The following is a 17,495-nucleotide window of genomic DNA, read 5'->3' on the forward strand; positions in this document are numbered from 1 at the left end:
GGAGATTTGCCGCCGACTTCCTTCAGATTCCACCTCGCGGTAGACACCCTTGTCTTAAGCTAATGGCTACTACTGCCTTCGCCATTCGGGACTTCAACCCTAAAGATAGCGCCCATGCTGGGCGCACAAAAAGGAGAACCGGACGCCAACGTCCGTTCTCCCTCTTGGAATGCAGTTGATGAGCTGCGCGTATATTCGGCCTCAGTCCTACTCCAAAGTCAGCTTGGCGAACTTGCGCTTGCCGACCTGGATGATATCACCGTCCTGAGGAACGATATCTGCATTCGGGTCGGTCAATTTCTGTTCGTTCAGCTTGACCGCCCCCTGCTGCACGCTTCGCTTGGCCTCCCCGCCCGAAGCTGCAAGGCCGATCAGCGTAAGCAGCTTGGTCAACCGGATAGCCCCTCCGCTCAGCTCCGCCGCAGGCAGAACCGCCGTTGCGATATCGTCAGGCAGCGCCCGCTGCTGGAATACGGTCACAAAATGCTGCTGCGCGGCATCCGCCGCCTCAGCGCCATGATACATTCTCACAAATGTATGCGCCAGCCGCATTTTGGAATCCCGGGGATGGACCGTTCCCGCTTTCAGACCTTCCTCCAGCTCTCTCAGTTCTTCGTTGCCGATATCGGTCGCAAGCGAATAGTATTTCAGCATCAGCTCGTCCGGAACGGACATGGCTTTGCCGTAAATCTCGTTCGGCTCTTCGTCGATGCCAATGTAATTGCCCAGGCTTTTGCTCATTTTCTGAACGCCGTCCAGGCCTTCAAGCAGCGGGGTCATGATCGCGGCCTGGGTATCGACTCCGTATTCTTTTTGCAGCGTCCGCCCCATCAGCAGATTGAATTTCTGGTCCGTTCCCCCGAGTTCCACGTCGCTCTTCAGAGCCACGGAATCCATGCCCTGCATCAGCGGATAGAAGAACTCGTGAATGCTGATCGGCAGTCCGTTCTGGTAGCGCTTGGTGAAATCATCGCGTTCCAGCATGCGGGCGACCGTCACTTTGGCCGACAAGCCCACGACATCCGCGAAGGTCATCGGCCCGAGCCATTCCGAATTGTAGTATACCTTTGTCTTCTCGGGATCGAGGATTTTGTGAAGCTGCTTCTTATATGTTTCCGCATTCCGCTTCACATCCTCCTCGGTCAGCTGTTTGCGCGTTTCCGATTTGCCCGTCGGGTCACCGATCCGCCCCGTGAAATCCCCGATAATCAGCTGTACCTGATGGCCCAGCTCCTGGAATTGACGCAGCTTGTGCATGACGACCGTATGGCCCACATGGATATCCGGCGCGGACGGGTCAAGGCCCAACTTAACATTGAGCGGCACGCCGCTGACGACCGATTTGATGACTTTGCGCTTCAGTTCCTCTTCAGGCACAATTTCCACGACGCCGCGCGCGATGATCTCCAGCTGACGCTCGACCTCTCGCTGCTGCTCCGGCGTTAGTTCTTCCCATTTCATAATAGCAACCCCTTTTGATGTTGATACTTCTCATAACGTACAAAAAAAGCCTCCTCTTCATCCCAAGGGACGAGAAAGAGACTCGCGGTACCACCCTAGTTAAAGCTCATTTCCATCATGACAAAACGTGACGGTTCCGAGCCTTCGCTTGATTGAAATAACGGGCGCTTAACGTACCCGGTGCCGGACTACTGGGACTAAGGCCTTAGGCGCTAAATCCGTTCCCCCGGACGGCTCCAGACTGTAATTCAAAAGGTTCCGCTATCGGTTTGCACCACCCACCGACTCTCTGAAAATCCGGGTTTCCCTTCTACTGATGTCCTTCTCCGCCTTTAGAAATATCCAGTTGAATTTATTTATATCATAGGATCTTTTGAAAAGTCAAATGTCCGCAAAAATCGCGCTGTCCCTACAAGCGCATTCAAAATCGCCAATTTGTGCTATAATAATTCCGTTAAAAGGAGGATGTCGATGTCTCAGGAAAATATGAAAAAAACAGCGACGGACATTCGACCGCGAAGATCTTGGCTGCGCAGGATCGGTTCCGTCGTGAAATGGATGTTTATTCTGGGCGTAATGGGCGTCCTGTTCGCCGGCGGCGCAGTAGGAGGCTTTATCGCTTCCATCGTAAAAGATGATCCTGTCCGCTCCGAACAAATGATTCAGGAGAAGGTCGGCGAGAACGTCGTGACGGGATTCGCCTACTTTCGCGACGGCATGCCGATCGGCCAGCTCCGGACGGAGGAAGACCGCAGGCTGGTCGCTTATAAGGATATTCCCCAGCTTGTAATTGACGCCGTTCTCGCCATCGAGGATAACCGTTTTTACGAGCATCATGGCGTGGATATCAGCGGGACGATGCGCGCAGTCAAGCAAAAGCTGCTGCATGAATCTGTACAGACCGGAGGAAGCACCCTTACCCAGCAGCTTGCCAGACGCGTATTTCTCAATCTGGACAAGACGGATGACCGCAAGGTAAAAGAAATATTGCTGTCGCTTAGGCTGGAGCGCTTTTTAAGCAAAGACGAAATATTGACGGCGTACCTGAACAAGGTTCCGTTCGGCAACGGTTCAAACGGCTATAACGTCTACGGCATCAAAGCAGCGGCCAAAGGCATATTCGGCATCGATAATCTGGATAAGCTGAATACCGCCCAGGCAGCCTACTTAGCCGGCCTCCCCCAGCTTCCTTCCGCCTATTCGGCGTTCAACGGGTATGGGGAATTCAACGAGGCTGCGTTTAACCGCGCGCTCGACCGCCAACAGCTTGTCCTGCGGCGAATGCTTGAGGAGAACAAAATCTCATCTTCCCAATATCAGGAAGCTCTGGCCTTTGACATTAAGAAATCCCTTGCTCCGCATACCAAGAAAGCATACGTTACTTTTCCTTATCTTATGATGGAGACGGAGCGCCAGGCAGCGGCAATCCTGCTTTCGCTTGAGAACAACAACCAGGAGAGCTCGAAAGGTGCTTCTCAGCTTGAAGAGGCTCGCCAGCTGCTGCTGACAGGCGGTTACCGAGTATACACGACAATCGATAAAAAAGTATACAGCGCAATGCACAGCATCTCCGAAGACAGCAGCAATTTTACCAAAGAGAGCAAAAGCAAGGGCCTTGAGCAGACGGCCGGCATGATGATCGAGAACAAGACCGGCGCGATTCTGGGAATGATCGAAGGACGCGACTTCAATGTCGAAAGCATGAACTACGCCACCCAGATGGTACGCCAGCCGGGATCGACAATGAAGCCGATTGCCGCTTATCTGCCCGCTTTGGAGGGTGGGCTGATCCAGCCGGCAAGTATTTTGGATGATGCGCCTATTATTCTGAAAGACGGAGAGAAAGGCTTCCACATTCCAAAGAACGCGAACAACCGCTATCAAGGGCTGGTAACGGCGAGGTATGCGCTCAATAACTCCCTGAACCTGCCTGCGCTGAAACTGTTTGACGAAAAGGTAGGCATCAAGAACGCTTGGGCTTTTGCCAAGAAGCTGGGAATTACAACTATTCAGGACGAAGATTACGGCGCGCAGACCGGGGTTCTCGGCGGCCTGAAGTATGGCGTGTCCGTGGAGGATTTGACCAATGCATATTCCTCTATTGGAAATAAGGGCGAATTTAACGATGCCTACATGATCGAGAAGATCGTCGACTCGAAGGGTAAAATCATTTACCAGCACAAGGTCAATCCAGAGCGCGTATTTTCCGAGCAGAGCGCGTATTTAATGACCGACATGCTGCGCACTGTCGTTACCGACGGCACGGGCAGCACAGTCAAGAGCAAGTACAAACATTTCAAAGATATTCCGATCGTCGGCAAGACAGGTTCGACTCAAAATTACGCGGATGTGTGGTTCATGGGATATACCCCGGATATCACGCTGGGCATGTGGGTCGGCTACAAAGAGCAGATCAATACGCTCGCGACCAAAACGCAGCGGAAACAGGCGCAGTCCTTGTGGGCCGAGGTCATGAACGCTGTAATCGACAAAAAGCCGGATTTGTTCAAGGCGAAAGCATTCGACAAGCCGGAAGGCATCGTCAAGGAAACCGTGTCGGCGTACAGCGGCAAACTGCCGACCTCATTGACGGATAAGTTTACGACCGATATTTTCAATGCAAAGTATGTGCCGAAGGACGGCGATGACGGAATTTCAAAAGCCAAATACATTACTTACGGCGGCGTGAATTATATCCCTCGGGACGGGACGCCCGGTGACTTCCTGAAGGAGAAGATCGTAGTCTCCAGAGAGAAGCCGATCGAGGAATTGATTAAGGAACTGGAAGCTGCCTTCAAGTCCATGAAAGAGCATGAACCGCTGGACTATTATCTGCCGGCTGATGCGAAGACTGGGGTTCCGACGGAAGTCGACCCTCGCGTGGACGACGGCGGCGCTCCGGCGGCGCCGGGGAATGTGGAAGTCTTCTACGATACCGGCAAGGCAGTCATCCGCTTTGTTCAGAGCGGCTCGCCAGATGTCGTCGGATACCGGCTATACTCTTCCGTGAACGGCGGCCCGTTCCGTAAAGTGGATGTGCTTCTTGCCGGTGACGGCACAACATTCACAACGGATACGCCGGCAAGCGACTATGCTGTATTTTATGTAACCGCCGTGGATGTGGCGGGGAATGAAACTTCTTCGGGAAGTGTCGGCGGAGGGATGCCGACACCCGAACCGTCCCCAAGCCCGGAAGACGGACTCTTCCCGGATATGGGGACAACGCCGGGGGATCAGGTCCTTCCTGATCCGGGCCTGTTTCCCGGAAGTGCAGGCGATCCCGGAGCGACTCCGAACCAGCCTAGTGCAGATGGCGGCCAGGGTACGCCGCCCGCCGACGGCAACGAAGCAGATGCCGGCGGGAATAACAGCGGTCACTAAGCAAACGGGGAGTCCGTATCGAAAGCAGACCTTGTAAACAATAAGACGGTTGACAGCCTCCCTAAACGGGCAGAGCGGTCAACCGTCTTTCTTGTCTAATCCTCTATCGTCGAGAGATCGCCGGCGGGCAGATGAAGCTCCCAGGCTTTGAGCACGCGGCGCATGATTTTGCCGGACCGGGTCTTCGGGAGCTTCATTTTGAATTCGATTTCCTTCGGCGCGGCGTGTGCCGATAACCCCGATCTTACAAATGCCGCAATTTCGGCCTTCAGCTCGGGTGAAGGAATATACCCTTCGCGCAGCGATATAAATGCCTTGACGACTTCTCCTCGCAGTGTGTCGGGTTTGCCGATAACCCCGGCTTCCGCAACCGCCGGATGCTCGATCAGCTTGCTCTCCACCTCGAACGGTCCGATCCGCTCGCCCGAGGAGTTGATGACATCGTCGATCCTCCCCTGGAACCAGAAATACCCTTCGTCGTCCATATAGGCGGAATCCCCGGAAATATACCACCCTGGAATTTGGAAATACTCCTCGTACTTGGCGGGATTATTCCAAATCCGGTCCATCATGGACGGCCATGGCGTCTTGATGGCTAAATTGCCCATCGTATACGGAGGGAGCTTATTGCCGCTGTCGTCCAAAATCGCGGCGGTTATGCCGGGAAGCGGCCGTCCCATGGACCCCGGTTTGATATCCATCCCGGGATAGTTGCAGATGAGCTGTCCGCCTGTCTCCGTCATCCACCAGGTATCATGTATGCGCTGGCTGTACACTTTGTCTCCCCAACGGACAACCTCGGGATTCAGTGGCTCTCCAACCGAGAGAACATGGCGCAGGCTGCTTAGATTGACGCCTTCCAGGCTCTTGCTCCCCGCGCTCATCAGCATGCGGAACGCCGTAGGCGCGCTGTACCATACCGTTACTTTATTGCGTTCAATCGTTTTGTACCAATCCCGGGGACTGAACCGGCCTCCGCGGACGACATTCGTTACGCCACTCAGCCAGGGGGCAAAGATTCCGTACGAGGTGCCGGTAACCCAGCCGGGGTCGGCGGTGCACCAGTAAATATCGTCCTCATGCAGATCAAGAACGACTTTACCGGTATAATAATGCTGGATCATCGCACGCTGCACATGATAGACGCCTTTTGGCTTTCCCGTCGAGCCTGAGGTGTAGTGCATAATCAGACCGTCCTCCAGGCCAAGCCACTCGGGCTCAAGCTCCGGAGACGCAGAAGCGCTTTCCGATTCATAGTCCAACAAACCTTTTTGTGGGTCCGAATCCCCGCCTACCAGAAAAATATGACGCAGATCCGCAAGCTCCTCACGCTTTACCCGATGCAGCAAGTCCGGGGTTGTGACCAGTGCGACAGCTCCGCTGTCTTCAAGCCGATCCTTGACTGCCGTTTCCATAAACGCTTCGAACAAGGGGCCGGCAACCGCACCCACCTTCAGGATGCCGAGGAGACAGAAATACAGCTCGGGCTGCCTTGGCATAAATAGAAATACCCTGTCTCCTTTGCCGATTCCATATTTTCGGAGCACGTTGCCGAAGCGGTTTGACTTCTCTTGCAAATCGGCAAACGTGTAGGATTCGTCCCGTACCGGATCGCTGTACAGCAGTGCCGTCTTTTCGCCCCTTCCTTCCCGGACATGGCGGTCGACAGTTTCATAAGCCATATTGACTTTTCCCGTTTCATACCAAGTAAAATAACGCTCCGCATCCTCCCATTTAAAATGAGCGACGGCCTGATCGTAATCGGCCAAGTTCGGGTTATGCGCCCGTCCCGGCAAAATTTCATTGTGAACCCGCCCCATTGCTCTTGCCTCCTCTCGTATGAATGGCATAAGCTTAAATGGCTCCAAGTTTCAGACATATGATTTTTGATTAAATTGTCCGTTTGCTCCCTTGACAACTCCGTATCAAACCATTGAAGTCAAGCTGCATTTTGTGAATTTTTTATGTCAATATCAAGTATAGCATAGCAAACGCTTACATTCCATCCTTTGTTCCAGGTAAAAGAGTCCAATATGGAGCGGAGGCATGAAGAATTTGATCGAACTGGGGGCCATCGAAGTGGCGGGCGCCTACCGGGGCGCGGGAATTGGAAGGGAATTGCTTGCCGCTTACGTTTGAACGGGAACAGCTGGAGAATTGCGTCGTTTTTACAATAGAGTATTATTGGCACTGAGACCTTAAGGGAAGCGGTCTGGATGTCTGGGCGTACCGCCATATGGTGGAGCGGCTGATGAAGACGGTCGATATGGTCTGGTACGCCACCGACGATCCGGAAATTTGCTCCCATCCCGCGAGTTGCCTGGCGGTCCGCATAGGTTCCGAGGTACCGCTGGCCTAACGTGAAATGTTTGTACATCGTGCGGTTCAGGCAGCGGTTTATGTATTAATGCAGCTTGCTTAGTATACCGCTCAATATTTCATGGGACTGCCGCGATGCGGTCTCCGTAAATTCCGTAAAGCTGATATTCGCCGAACCATCGGCCTTGTCGGACATGGAGCGGATCACAACGAACGGAATTTCGTTCATATAACATACCTGAGCAAGCGCCGCTCCTTCCATTTCCGCACAGGCGCCTCCAAGCTGTTCCCGCAGCATGGCGACCGATTCCTGGCTGGCAATAAACTGGTCGCCCGAAAGAACTCTCCCTGTCACATAGCGGACCCCCATATCCCGGCAGACCTTCTCGGCAAGCAGCACAAGCTCCGGATCGGCCGGAAACTCCGATGCTTCCTGGAACGGAATGACGCCGCGGGGAAATCCCAGCGCTGTGACGTCCATATCATGCTGCAAGCACTCCGAGGATATGACGATATCTCCAACTTCCAGGTCCGGATGCAGCGCCCCTGCCACGCCTGTAAACAGCACCTTCTTTGCGCCGAACGTATCAATCAGAATCTGAGTAGTGACTGCGGCATTTACTTTCCCAACACCCGATTTGGAGACGACTATGGATTTTCCGCCGATTGTACCTTTATAGTATGTAATCCCCGCTTTACTTACAGCCTCGCTGTGGTCCATATTCTCCAGCAGCAGTTTGATTTCTTCATCCATGGCTCCAATGATCCCGATTACAGCTTCCATAGACTGGCCTCCCTTTATTTATGAATGGAAAAAGATGAATAATAGCATAAAAAGCCCCGTTTCGGGAGCTTTTTACGTCAAGTATATTCTTCTGAACCGGGTTATAAACCGCCCGTCAGCCCCGGAAGGGGGAGGTCCAAAATTATTCGTTCACATGGCTGACGGACAGGCGCAGAATGGTCTCATGCGGCAAAATGACGCGCGGATTCTCTACGGTCTCCTTCTTCATCAGCTTGGTTAGAAGTCTCATGGCCACGGCGCCGAGGTCGTACATCGGCTGTGCCACCGTAGTAAGTAGCGGACGGACCATGGAAGCCATACGGATGTTATCTACGCTGATAATCGAGAAATCACCCGGCACTTTCAGTCCTTCGTCCTGGATGCTGTGAATGGCGCCAATGGCCATTTCGTCCGTCGCGGCAAAGATTGCCGTCGGCTTCTTCTTCAGCCCCAGAAAATACTTCATCGCCTCGACGCCGGACTCATAGCGGTAATTCCCGATGCGCACAAGATCTTCCTGGTATTCGATACCGGCTGTTTCGAGCGCTTTCTTATAGCCTTGGAATCGCGCATAGCCATTGGCCGGGTCCTGCAGCGTGCCGCTGATCATCGCGATTTCGCGGTGGCCATGGCGGATCAGAGTATTGACCGCATCGAAAGCGGCGGCTTCATGATCGATGTCGACCGAAGGATAAGTACCTTTTTCATCGCTCGTAGCGCACAGTACAATCGGAACGGCCGAGGTCTGGAAAGCCAGAATATGCTCATCGGTTACGGTGCCGCCCATGAAGAGAAGCCCGTCAACCTGCTTCTCGAGCAGCGTGTTAATGACGCGGATTTCCTTCTCCTTGCGCTTGTCGGCATTGCACAAAATAATATTGTAATGGTACATATTGGCAATATCTTCGATCCCGCGGGCAATTTCCGCAAAAATCGAATTGGAAATATCGGGAATGACAACGCCAACGGTCGTCGTTTTCTTGCTGGCAAGACCTCTTGCCACGGCATTGGGACGATACCCCAAACGCTCAATCGCTTCATAAACCTTCTTGCGGGTTTGCGGTTTCACATTGGGATTGTTGTTTACAACCCGTGATACCGTTGCCATAGATACGCCTGCCTCACGCGCTACATCGTAAATGGTTACCGTCAAATTACTCTCTCCATTGCGATAAATTTTATCGTTCGACCTAATTAAAATCATGATACGATAATTTGTACTTTTGTGCAATGATAACGCTTCAATTTCCTTTCAGAAATTCTTTCAGATTAGAAGCATTGATGCGGGAATGGGACCTAATTCCATACTTTATCCCTATTTTTGACAAGAGTCACCTGGGATGACTGGTGCTGGATACCCAGCTTTCTCTCCGATTTCGCCGGATACGCTTCATGACCGAATAATGTCGTTCATCGCATACTAACGGAGTCTTTCGGACTTTCCCGCAAAATCATTGAACGGTTACAGGCTCCTGCTCTATTCGGATATCTCTTAAAACAGTAATGTAACCTCTTTCTTTATGGTATCAAAAATCGACGAAAAAATCCAATGTTTCTGAAATATTTTCATTGTTTTGCAGAAGGAGGTTACACGATTCGGGATACGGTATGCGGAACAAGCTTAAGCAGCCTGCTCTCAAGTTCCTCCATCCACTCCTTATCAGCCGCTTCCGATGCGATTCGGAATAAATCCAGCAGCAGATCGATCCTTTCGCTCATAGCCTTCTGGACCGCCTGCTCCAGGCCTTTGCCCCTCCCCTTATAGCCGTAAAAAGTGTCATTCAGCACGGAAGCCAACTCATTGCGTTCGGCAAAAGAGATGCGGCTTCTCTTCGGATTGCCGCCAAGCTCTTGAAGCAGCAGGCTCAAATCGTTCTTTACGGCCGGATGCGGCTTATACTGGAAGCAGGATTGGCACATAAAGACGGGGACATTGGTAATTTTCACTTTAGCTTTGTAAATCAGCGTATGCATATGTATAGTCATCTCGCCGCCGCAGCGACAGGTTTGATTCATTTGGTCCTCATTGTACATGGTAGCACCTCAAAAAATGATTTGAAAGGATATGCGCATTTGCCTATAGTCAGACATTTTGCAGCGGCATCCCGAATAAGGATGCATTAGATTTATATTCGCTTCCTCCCGCAAAAAACCTTCCCGTTTGCATAAAATGATTAAATTACCAATTTTGAATATAATTTCTTCGCTTTGGATGACTTCAAATTTTAAATTTGCTACAATATACGGGATTACGTTCTTTGAAGGGAGCTGCGACAAATGCGTTTGGACGGAAAAAAAGTGATTGCGCTCGTAGACGATGAATTTGAAGATTTGGAGCTTTGGTATCCGGTCTACCGGGTCAGGGAGGAAGGCGCGGAGGTCCATCTGGCAGGTCTTGTAAAAGAAAAAACTTACGTTGGCAAATATGGCGTCCCCGCTACGGCAGACTACTCCTGGGATGAACTGGACGCTGCCGATTACGACGGTATTCTGGTGCCCGGCGGGTGGGCGCCGGACAAGATCCGCCGCTACCCTGCGGTGCTGAAGTTGATCCAGGACTTTAACAAAGCGAAGAAGCCGATCGGACAAATCTGCCATGCCGGCTGGGTGCTGATCTCCGCCAAGATTCTGGACGGCGTCACCGTAACCTCGACTCCCGGCATCCGTGACGATATGGAGAACGCCGGAGCGATCTGGAAGGACGAGCCTGTCGTTGTCGACGGCCATATCGTCTCCGCCCGCCGACCACCCGATCTCCCGCCATACGGCAAAGCGTTCTGCGATGCACTAGCCGGGGAATAATACAAGAAAGCCGCCTCTGCCCCCGCTTGAAATGCGGGTGGGAGGCGGCTTTTTAGCGTAATTATTAACGAATTCGAACGGTTTTCTCCTCAAGTATAGGGTTCGTGTAGCTGATAATCGTAAAGGTTAGCGGCTGCGGAAGCTTGGCAGACCCCAGATTGAAAATACCAGTATCTGTCCATCCCTCCGAATTGCCGCCCGATTCCCAATAAGTTCCCTCGTTCCGGTAAATCGAATGCTTCACTCCTTCGCCGTCCGTAAAGCTGTCGTCCAGATCAAATGACAGGCGAGTCATTTCGTCGTTCGGAGTAGGCTTGGTACTTAATTGGAGTACAAGCTGACCGGACTTTGCTTTCCCCTCAACGCCCGAACTGCTTTCGGTAAACCTGATATCGGTGCTTCGGTCGGGAAGCGTTAATCGGTCGTCAGGCGCCTTGATTATTTTTCGGGCCTCCGTATCAACGACAAGCTTCAGATCGGATTTATCCAAAGCCTGGATTCCCTTGATCGTAAGCTTCAGCGGCCCTTTGGCATCCATATTATTGTTGTGGAAAACCATCGTCTGCAGCGGAGTATTCACACTCCGCGTCATGTAGGAAGCCAGAGCCATTTCCTTTTCTCCCTTTCCGGACATAATCGTCGGCTTAATCATACTGAATATTCGTTTGGTATTCTGATCGTCATATACGGCATTCAAGTAAATTCCTGTCGGTCCGATATAGGCTTTTTCGATATGAATCCGCTGACCGCCGACCGTCATTGTTTTGCCGATATCGATCTCACGGCCGGACTTTTCAATCTCCGCGGTATCCACCGTAAAACCGGTCGTCAGCGAGGTTCTGAATTTGTTCGAGCTGGAAAGTTGAGCCTCAGGAGTATCCGGTATTACAATCGCTTCAGCCGTCAGCCGTTCAGGCAGCTTCTGGCCTTCTTCCAAAGTGAGCTGGACGTAATTATGGGTAATTCCTGGGCTTCCGACGCCGCCAGTCCAATAGGAAGTGGAAGAAAAGTTCGACTGGCCTTTCAACGAAAGACCGGTGACCATCGCCTTTTGCGCACTCCGGTTCTCAAACGTATACAGCAGCAGCATGCCCCGCCGGTCGGCGATCATGCCGTCCAGGATAATTTTATAGCCGTTTTTCTCCTGCGTTGAAATGTGAAGAGGTATGACCAGTCCGGCGTCCAGCGCCGTTTTTATCGTGATATTATTCCTTGCGATCGAACGGTACACTTCAAACTCCCCCCAGTTCTTGGGCGGAACCGCGGTAATCTTTTGACCGCCGAGTCCCCCCAGCCACGAGATGATGAACAGCAGGGCGACGGTCAGGATAACAGCGGATGTGAAAGCATAACGTCTACGGACGTTCCTTCCTCTGCGGGTCCCTTCGGCAATGCCGGCATTGATTGCAGCGTCCAGCTTCTGCTCGGACACTAGCGACGACTGCCGCGCCGCAGCGTGAAAATAGTCCCGGGCCAGCTTCTCTTCACGTTCAAACATAGCGCTCATCTCCCTTCCCTTTCATTTTGCCCCGGAGCTGCTTCAGGCCTTTGTTCAGCCATGTCTTTACGGTTCCTTCCGGTCTTTCCAGCAACCCTGCAATTTCAGTCAGCGTCATATCCCGGTAGTATTTCAGGACCAGCACCTGCCGGTATTTCGGCTTCACGGCATCCAGCGCCCGCTCCATGTCCAGCTTACGGTCACTCGCCATTTCAATCATCCCTGACTCGCCGCTTTGGATTTCGGAGGGAATCACCCGCTTTCTGCGTTTCAGTTCATCGTTGCAGCAGTTGATCAGTATTCGGATAAGCCATGGGGTGAACCTGCCCTCATCCTTCAAGCTTTTGCGTTTGATCCATGCCCGGCAGGTCGCCTCCTGCACCATTTCAAGCGCATCGGCCTCGCTGCGGAGATAGCTGTAGGCGATGCCGTATAACGTTCTTTTGTGCTCTGCCACAAGCCCGAAGAAGCTCTCTTCGTCCGACAGGGTGACGGTCTGTTCTTTTATCAGGCTCTCCACGTCCATCCCCTCCCCCCTTTATATATAGATACTCTGCTATTTCTATGCTACTGATAAAGACTGCGCAGCGGCATAAACGGTTTTGTTTATTTTCCGAATAAAGTTGAGAATCAGCTTTGCAAGCCCCTCCCAACATTTGGACATGCAGGGATAGATTTTGCATGATTTGACATTATAAGTAACAGGGATAGGGCACACTGGCTACAAACAACAAATTAAAATGATTGAATGGAGGATTTTTTAGCGTATGTTCATGCATAAGATGTTGTTGATTTTTCATTTGTTCATCCTTTCCAATCCAACTATCGCGGCAGAACCTCCTCAAAAACAAGAAAAAATATCGATTAGGATCGATCCTCTGTACCACCAACTGTACCTGTACTCTAAAAGCCAGCTTATCAAAAAGTATCCCATCGCTCTTGGAAAAGCGGAAACGCCGTCACCTGTGGGCGAGTATGTCGTTATTAACAAATATAAAAATTGGGGGAAAGGGTTTGGAACGAGATGGATTGGACTTAACGTGCCGTGGGGAATATACGGTATTCATGGTACGAACAGGCCCTATTCTATAGGCCATAATGCCAGTCATGGCTGCATACGAATGCACAACCGTGATGTTGAGGAGTTATATGAATTTGTACGGGTGGGGACCAAAATAAGCTTTGGGGGCCATGTTCTTGGCAAACCGGGCGCAAACCCTAGGAATTTAGCCAAGGGAGATAGCGGCGGTGACGTTCAAATCATTCAATACCGATTGCGAAGCGCAGGATTTTACAAGGGTAAATGCAACGGCAAGTTCAACAGAACAACTGAAATAGCGCTAAAAGATTACGAAAAGAAGTATGGTCTGCCCATTGATGGCGTTGCCGGGTATCACGATTATATACACCTCGGCTTGATTGAATGAAGTTATTAAAAAAGCCCGGCAATTTTGCCGGACCCCCATTAGTTATATTTTATTAATGCTAAGCATCGCCTTTAATGACATGCTGTATGATCGTTTTGTCGAGGAACTGCGTGAGCTGCTGCTCGCTCTCTGCGGTTTCGCGGCTCCGGAAGCAGAGCTTGGCAACTTTCCGGGCCTCGGAGGCCGTCGTGTTCAGCGTCCGGTGCTTAACCCTCAACAGTGCCTGCGGCGACATGCTGAGTTCGCTGACTCCCAGCTCCAGCCACAGCGGAAGCGAGCGCTCGTCGCCGGCCAGCTCACCGCAGACGCTGATGCCGATGCCCGCAGCTTTCGCGGCTTCGACGGTCATGCGGATCATGCGAAGCACTGCCGGATGATACGGATGGTACATATGGGCGATCTGCTCGTTCATCCGGTCAACCGCCAGCGCGTACTGCACCAGGTCATTCGTCCCGATGCTGAAAAAGTCCACTTCTTCCGCCAGGAAATCGGCGATCATCACCGCAGCCGGCACCTCGATCATGATGCCGATCGGCAGCTTGCTGTTGTAAGGGATGCCGCGCCGGTCCAGGTCCTTTTTAACATCCTCCAGTACGGCTTTGGCTTCCCTTACCTCTTCAATCGAAGAGATCATCGGGAACATCATTTTAATGTTGCCGTGAACACTGGCCCGCAGGATCGCCGTCATCTGCGTCTGGAACATGTCCTTCCGGTCAAGGCTGATACGGATTGCGCGATAGCCGAGGAATGGGTTCTGCTCCTCCGGAAGCTGAAAATAATCCAGATGCTTGTCTCCCCCGATATCCAGGGTGCGGATGACAACCGGATGCTCTCCTACCTTTTCCGCCACAAGCTTGTATACCTCGTACTGTTCGTCTTCGGTCGGAAAGCTCTGCCGGTCCATATACAGAAATTCGGTCCGGAACAGGCCGACGCCCTCGGCTCCGTATTTCAAAGCCAGATCCAGCTCCTTCACGGAGCTGATGTTGCCTGCCAGCCGTATTCTTACTCCGTCCCTGGTCAGCGCGTCCACCGAAGACAAAAGCTCCAGCTGTTCCCGCTTCTCCCGTTGTCTGTCGCGCACTACGCTGTAATGCTCGGCTGTGGCTTGATCTGGATTTACGAAGAGATATCCGTTATCTCCGTCGATGACCAGGAACTCCCCGGTCTGGATCGGGGTTGAGAGTTTGCTCTCCAAGCCCGCCACCAGCGGGATGCCGAGCGCACGGGCCATAATGGAGGAATGCGACGTTTTGCCTCCCATCATTGTCACGATGCCGAGCACGTAAGCGGGATTCAGATGGGCAAGCTGGGAAGGAGAGAGCTCCTTCGCCACCAGAATGTAGGGCTGGGTGTCCGAAGGCAGCGTGACTTCAGGTGCCCCCAGCAGATGCTTCAACAGCCGGTTGCCGACATCCTTGATGTCGACCGCCCTTTCTTTCATATATTCGTCGTCCAGCAGGTCAAACATGGCCACAAAGTGATCGATGGCCTCTTTGACCGCCACCTCCGCCGCCTTGTATTGTCTCTCGATAATTCCGCGGATTTCGCTCATGAATACCGGATCGTCCAGGATCGCCAAATGCGCGTCAAAGATGCTGGATTCCTCGGGACCTACGACTTCTCTGAATTCTTTTTTGATAAATTCGAGCTCATCCTTGGAGGTGCGTATCCCTTCATATAAACGCTCAAATTCTTTTGCCAGATCTACCGGATTTACCTGCGTCTCCGGCATGCTCCATTCCCAGTTAGGCAGAACGAAAGCCTTCCCGATGGCAACACCCGCTGAGGCGCCTATACCTTGTATCATGATTCTACCCCTCCAACATTGCTTTCGTGCAATACGACGGACATGACCGAAGATTGCCCTTTTTTCACATTTTTAAACGGAGCGTAGCTCCAGGATTTGACGCGTTCCGGATTGGTAATCACCATCGGGGTGGCCAGTGAAGAGGCATGCTCTTTCAGATAGTCCAGATCGAATTTTACCAGCAGTTGGCCGGGTTCGACGCTGTCCCCCTCCTTGATCTCCGATTGAAACGGACCTTTTAATTGGGATGTGTCAATACCGATATGCATGAGCACCTCAAGCCCTTCCGGAGTTGAAATGCCGATGGCGTGCATCGTGGGATAAATGTGCATGACTTTGCCGAATACCGGAGAGACTAGCTCTCCCTTTTCCGGAATGAAGGCGACGCCGTCTCCGACCAACTTTTGGGCAAAAATATGATCGGGCACGTCTTCGATCGGCAGCATTTTGCCCTGCATCGGAGCGCTGAACAACACCTGCGGCAGATCGCGGAGCATCAGCTTGTCGATTTCCTCACGGATCAGCTCGGAGTATGTGCCGAATACGACCTGAACATTGCCCCCGCCCAATTTGATGATACCGGCAGAGCCTAGGCTTTTAAGAGCTCCGGTATCAATCTGGCGGTCGTTAAACACCGTAAGCCGCAGACGAGTGATGCAGGCCTGGACCTGCACGATATTCTCTTTGCCGCCAAGCGCTTGCAAAATGAGCGGAGCCTGATAGGGGATATTCCCCGCCCAGTCGCCAAGCTCGGAGCCTTCCTCCCGGCCCGGCGTCGGAATCTGAAAACGGCGGATCGCCCAGCGGAACAGTTGGTAATAGACAAGACCGTAGACCAGACCGATCGGTATCAGCAGCCAGGCGCGGCGGGCCAGGTGAAGGTTCAAAATAAAGTCGATGGCCCCGGCCGAATAGGAAAAGCCGTGATGAATGCCCAGCGCATAAGTCAGTGCCATAGCCAGTCCGGACATGATCGTATGGAGGGCGAACAGGTAAGGCGAAGCGAACAGAAAGGCGAACTCGATCTGCTCGGACACGCCGGTCAGGAAGCAGACGAGCGCCGCGCGCATGAACGTCTTTCTGATCTGGGGCTTCAAATCTTCGCGCGCTTCTTGAATAATCGCAAACGCGATGGCAGGCAGCGCGAACATCATGATGGGAAACAGCCCCGCCATGAAGCTGCCCGCCGTGGGATCGCCGGCAAAAAAACGCGGCAGGTCGCCCTGAACGGCGGCGCCGTCCGGCGTTGTATACGTTCCCAGTTGAAACCAGAACACATTGTTCAAAATATGATGAAGTCCAAAGGCCGTCAGTACTCTGTATAATACGCCGTACAGGAACAGTCCGAAGCCTCCTGTCCGGTCGACAAGCTGCAGCAAATCGTCAAGACCATGCTGAATCACCGGCGAGACGCCCAGCATGACCCATGCGAACAGGGCGGAGAACAATCCCATAAAGAGCAAAACAAAACGCGATCCTCCAAAAAACTGGATCGCCTCCGGAAGCTTGATATTTTTAAACCGGTTATGGGCGATGCCGGCGACAATTCCGAGCAGAATGCCGATCAGCGTCGCGGGCTGCAGTGCGCCGTCCCCCAGTTTCATAACAATCCGGTCATATGTGAACATTCCCGCCAGTGCCGCAAGTCCGGCAGGCCCGGCTTGATTGGATAGCCCCCAGGCGACTCCGACCGCAAACAGATAAGGCATATAATAAAAAATTCCCTGTCCCGCGTAGGTTGCAACTTCGGCTACCGAAGCCAGCCCCCAAGCGGACCATGGCAGGCTCCCCAGGCTGAGCAGAATGGCCGCCGCCGGCAGCACCATGGTGGGAAGCATAATGGCTCTGCCCAACTGCTGCAATGATCCGAGCCAGTTCAAAATGATCTCCCCTTTCTTACTATATTGAATGGTACGGCCTGTGTTCTGTTTTGTCAAAAGAATAAGTCGGCACATTTTCGTATTATACCATAAAATTCCATATCAATCGATTCCGAGCAGAGGCAGGCGCAAA

12 protein-coding genes, 1 pseudogene and 1 other annotated feature are annotated in these 17,495 nt (G+C 52.4%); of the genes and pseudogenes, 4 read left to right on the plus strand and 9 right to left on the minus strand.

The window, feature by feature from the left end; genetic code table 11:
• Positions 1-207 precede the first annotated feature (207 nt).
• On the minus strand, positions 208-1,461 hold the full coding sequence (gene tyrS / locus EH198_RS12205; RefSeq protein ID WP_124695826.1) for a tyrosine--tRNA ligase: 1,254 nt from the start codon (positions 1,459-1,461) through the stop codon (positions 208-210).
• A gap of 62 nt (positions 1,462-1,523) precedes the next feature.
• Positions 1,524-1,797 (minus strand) — a binding site (T-box leader).
• 135 nt (positions 1,798-1,932) lie between these two features.
• On the opposite strand from tyrS, the gene EH198_RS12210 reads away from it, so the two are divergent.
• On the plus strand, positions 1,933-4,842 hold the full coding sequence (locus EH198_RS12210; RefSeq protein WP_124695827.1) for a transglycosylase domain-containing protein: 2,910 nt from the start codon (positions 1,933-1,935) through the stop codon (positions 4,840-4,842).
• A 95-nt stretch (positions 4,843-4,937) separates the two neighbouring features.
• On the opposite strand, the gene acsA is transcribed toward EH198_RS12210, so the two are convergent.
• On the minus strand, positions 4,938-6,662 hold the full coding sequence (acsA, locus tag EH198_RS12215; RefSeq protein WP_124695828.1) for an acetate--CoA ligase: 1,725 nt from the start codon (positions 6,660-6,662) through the stop codon (positions 4,938-4,940).
• A gap of 214 nt (positions 6,663-6,876) precedes the next feature.
• Between acsA and EH198_RS12220 the strand changes: the two are divergent.
• A pseudogene (locus EH198_RS12220) lies at positions 6,877-7,250 on the plus strand (N-acetyltransferase); the annotation flags it as partial.
• On the opposite strand, the gene EH198_RS12225 reads toward EH198_RS12220, so the two are convergent.
• The 3 genes from EH198_RS12225 to EH198_RS12235 form a co-directional block, all read right to left on the minus strand.
• Positions 7,247-7,945 carry a 5'-methylthioadenosine/adenosylhomocysteine nucleosidase gene (locus EH198_RS12225; RefSeq protein WP_124695829.1) on the minus strand — a complete coding sequence of 233 codons (699 nt, stop codon included), beginning with the start codon at positions 7,943-7,945 and terminating at the stop codon, positions 7,247-7,249. The pseudogene EH198_RS12220 and the gene EH198_RS12225 overlap by 4 nt on opposite strands.
• Positions 7,946-8,087: 142 nt before the next feature.
• Positions 8,088-9,098: a catabolite control protein A gene (ccpA, locus tag EH198_RS12230; RefSeq protein WP_124695830.1), complete on the minus strand. Its 1,011-nt coding sequence runs from the start codon at positions 9,096-9,098 to the stop codon at positions 8,088-8,090.
• Positions 9,099-9,532: 434 nt separating this feature from the next.
• Positions 9,533-9,961 carry a hypothetical protein gene (locus EH198_RS12235; protein ID WP_124695831.1) on the minus strand — a complete coding sequence of 143 codons (429 nt, stop codon included), beginning with the start codon at positions 9,959-9,961 and terminating at the stop codon, positions 9,533-9,535.
• A 261-nt stretch (positions 9,962-10,222) separates the two neighbouring features.
• Here EH198_RS12235 and EH198_RS12240 point away from each other — a divergent pair, with 261 nt between their 5' ends.
• Positions 10,223-10,747: a type 1 glutamine amidotransferase domain-containing protein gene (locus EH198_RS12240; RefSeq protein WP_124695832.1), complete on the plus strand. Its 525-nt coding sequence runs from the start codon at positions 10,223-10,225 to the stop codon at positions 10,745-10,747.
• A gap of 64 nt (positions 10,748-10,811) precedes the next feature.
• Here the strand turns inward: EH198_RS12240 and EH198_RS12245 are convergent, their stop codons facing one another.
• Both EH198_RS12245 and EH198_RS12250 read right to left on the minus strand, forming a co-directional pair.
• Positions 10,812-12,245 (minus strand): hypothetical protein, encoded by a 1,434-nt coding sequence (locus EH198_RS12245; protein WP_124695833.1) that lies wholly within the window; start codon positions 12,243-12,245, stop codon positions 10,812-10,814.
• Entirely contained in the window at positions 12,238-12,771 is a 534-nt protein-coding gene (locus EH198_RS12250; protein ID WP_124695834.1) for a sigma-70 family RNA polymerase sigma factor, read from the minus strand. The genes EH198_RS12245 and EH198_RS12250 overlap by 8 nt, the downstream gene beginning before the upstream one ends.
• Positions 12,772-13,012: 241 nt before the next feature.
• Between EH198_RS12250 and EH198_RS12255 the strand changes: the two genes are divergently transcribed.
• The gene (locus EH198_RS12255; RefSeq protein WP_124695835.1) at positions 13,013-13,672 is read left to right on the plus strand and encodes a L,D-transpeptidase family protein; all 660 of its coding nucleotides are present in this window, start codon (positions 13,013-13,015) and stop codon (positions 13,670-13,672) included.
• 58 nt (positions 13,673-13,730) lie between these two features.
• Here the strand turns inward: EH198_RS12255 and ptsP are convergent, their stop codons facing one another.
• Together ptsP and EH198_RS12265 are read right to left on the minus strand one after the other, a co-directional pair.
• On the minus strand, positions 13,731-15,482 hold the full coding sequence (gene ptsP / locus EH198_RS12260; protein WP_124695836.1) for a phosphoenolpyruvate--protein phosphotransferase: 1,752 nt from the start codon (positions 15,480-15,482) through the stop codon (positions 13,731-13,733).
• The gene (locus EH198_RS12265) at positions 15,479-17,362 is read right to left on the minus strand and encodes a glucose PTS transporter subunit IIA (protein ID WP_124695837.1); all 1,884 of its coding nucleotides are present in this window, start codon (positions 17,360-17,362) and stop codon (positions 15,479-15,481) included. Before EH198_RS12265 ends, ptsP begins: the two co-directional genes overlap by 4 nt.
• Positions 17,363-17,495 lie beyond the last annotated feature (133 nt).

Source organism: Paenibacillus rhizophilus (assembly GCF_003854965.1).
In the GTDB taxonomy this organism is placed as follows: domain Bacteria; phylum Bacillota; class Bacilli; order Paenibacillales; family Paenibacillaceae; genus Paenibacillus_AQ; species Paenibacillus_AQ rhizophilus.